The sequence below is a fragment of the Paracoccus sp. UBA5162 genome (assembly GCF_002413585.1).
GTDB lineage: Bacteria > Pseudomonadota > Alphaproteobacteria > Rhodobacterales > Rhodobacteraceae > Paracoccus.
In genome coordinates, this window is record NZ_DHXG01000035.1 from 433 (window position 1) to 2,504 (window position 2,072).

The following is a 2,072-nucleotide window of genomic DNA, read 5'->3' on the forward strand; positions in this document are numbered from 1 at the left end:
GTTTCGAGGCGCGCGACCTGCGCGTCGATGATCCGCAGCACGGGATGATCCGCCTGATCGTCCGCCCCGATATCCGGCCGCGACAGGTCCGCGCCCAGATCGAACAGGTCGTTCTGGATCATGGCCAGACGGTCGGCCATGCCATCGGCCGCGTGCAGGCGGCACAGGCCCAGGGTCGCGTTCAGTTCGTCCACGGTGCCGTAGGCGGCGACGCGGGCGTCATGTTTTGCCACCCTGCTGCCATCGGACAGGGCGGTTTCGCCCTTGTCGCCGGTGCGGGTGTAGATCCGGTTCAGGACAACCATCAGCGCGACCTCAGCCAGATGAACAGCAGGATCAGGGCAACGGCGATCGCCTGGCCGATGATCCGCCATCGCATCAGGCGATTGCCGTGCTTGCGGTTGAATTCGCCGCCGCGCGCGAAACCGCCGATCCCGGTGGCGAGGATGCCCAGCACCACCAGCATCGCCAGCACCACGATATAGAAGAGAGGTCCGTCCCGCATGAGCTTGTCCACCTTTCGGGCGCGACCCTAGCCCCGGCGGGCAAACCAGTCCAGAGCCCGCGTGGGCATCAGCCGCCGCCCGAAGCCCGAGATCCATGTCGGCGTCGTGACATAGTAGCGCGGGCGCGGCCTGTCCGAGGTCAGCGCATGGACGATCCTGTCGCTGACCGCCGAGGGCGGCAATTCGAACCGATCCTTGCCCGCGGGTTCATAGAGCCGCTTGAGCAGGCTTGCGCGGTATTGATCGGCGCGGGGGCTGTCCTGCCAGTTCACCCAACGCTCGAAATGGGGGATGGCGTTTTCGCGGATGCGGCTGGCGATCGGGCCGGGCTCGATCAGGATCACGCGGATGCCGGTGCCCTGCATTTCCAGCCGCAGCACGTCGGTCAGGCCCTCCAGCGCGAATTTCGTCGCTACATAGGGGCCGCGCCAGGGAATGCCGATCAGCCCGAGGACGGAACTGATATTGACGATCCGCCCGACGCCGCGCCGGCGGAAATGGGGGATCAGGCGAACGCTCAGATCGTGGGTGCCGAACAGGTTTGTCTCGAAGATCGCGCTCAGGGCGCCGCGCGGCATGTCCTCGACCGCGCCGGGCAGGGCGAAGGCGGCGTTGTTGACAAGCGCGTCCACTGGGCCGCCCGACAGCACGTCCGCGACCAGCGCCCGGACGCTGTCCGGATCCGCCAGTTCCAGGTGGTGGCATTCCATCCCTTCGGCCTGGCGGGCGCTGATGTCGCCGGGTTTGCGGCAGGTGGCCACGACCTGCCAGCCTTCCTGCTGCATCCGACGCGCGGCATCCAGACCGATGCCGGACGAACAGCCGGTGATCAGCACCCGTCCCGCCATGATCAGGGCCGCGCCTGACTGAGAAACTGCGCGGACATATAGCCGACGCGGCCGTCGGAATCGCGAATGTTGATCCAGGCGTCATCGGTCGGACCCAGGACTTCGACCGCCGCCCCTTGCGAAAGCGACCCGATCACCCGGTCGCCGGTCGAGGGACCGGCGCGGAAATTCACCCGGTTGCCCGTGACATAGAAGACCGGCCCCTGCGTGCCGGGCGGGGCCTGCGCCGGATCCTGTGGTGTCCGTCCCGCATATTCGGGCGAAGGTTGCAGCGGCGGGCCGGGAAATTCCTGCACCTTCTGCGGGGTCTGCGCGGCTGCCTCGACGACCTCGGGGGCGGGCCGGGGAGCGGGATCCCTGCGCGCCTCGGCCCGAGGATCGGGCTTTTCGGGCGCGATTGCCCGGGGCTGCGGCCCGTCGCGCCCCGCACGCAGATCGCCCGAACCAAAGACCAGCATGACCAGATACAGCCCGATCAGCGTCACCACCAAGAACACACCAAGTCTGACCATATCCCTACCCTGTTTCCGGATGACCTCTTGCGCGGCCCCGATAAACGATCCGCCACCCGAACGCCCGATTCCGGGCGCCCGTTCCCATTTTTGCCGATCCGCAGAGCCGGCGAAGGGCGCAACCCCGCCCCGCGGGCGGCAAGCGTTCCGCGATTCACCGCATCCTGCCGTCATGGAACGTTCGTGCCGGGTTGCAAGGGGCGGGG

The 2,072-nt window shown here is 67.7% G+C and carries 4 protein-coding genes; all 4 read right to left on the minus strand.

Annotation, left to right across the window (positions count from 1 at the left end):
- A partial coding sequence (locus B4A72_RS04830; protein ID WP_292978173.1) for an ATP:cob(I)alamin adenosyltransferase occupies positions 1-305 on the minus strand: 305 nt, incomplete at its 3' end.
- On the minus strand, positions 305-505 hold the full coding sequence (locus B4A72_RS04835; protein ID WP_292954235.1) for a twin transmembrane helix small protein: 201 nt from the start codon (positions 503-505) through the stop codon (positions 305-307). The genes B4A72_RS04835 and B4A72_RS04830, both read right to left, overlap by 1 nt.
- 27 nt (positions 506-532) lie before the next feature.
- Positions 533-1,354 carry an SDR family NAD(P)-dependent oxidoreductase gene (locus B4A72_RS04840; protein WP_292954232.1) on the minus strand — a complete coding sequence of 274 codons (822 nt, stop codon included), beginning with the start codon at positions 1,352-1,354 and terminating at the stop codon, positions 533-535.
- Positions 1,355-1,356: 2 nt separating this feature from the next.
- Positions 1,357-1,866: an SH3 domain-containing protein gene (locus B4A72_RS04845; protein WP_292954229.1), complete on the minus strand. Its 510-nt coding sequence runs from the start codon at positions 1,864-1,866 to the stop codon at positions 1,357-1,359.
- Between the last annotated feature and the right edge of the window lie 206 nt (positions 1,867-2,072).

Excerpts from the sequence above, each read along its gene's own strand:
- B4A72_RS04840 (WP_292954232.1), bottom strand. The coding sequence starts at position 1,354 with ATGGCGGGACGGGTGCTGATCACCGGCTGTTCGTCCGGCATCGGTCTG.
- B4A72_RS04835 (WP_292954235.1), bottom strand. The coding sequence starts at position 505 with ATGCGGGACGGACCTCTCTTCTATATCGTGGTGCTGGCGATGCTGGTG.
- B4A72_RS04845 (WP_292954229.1), bottom strand. The coding sequence starts at position 1,866 with ATGGTCAGACTTGGTGTGTTCTTGGTGGTGACGCTGATCGGGCTGTAT.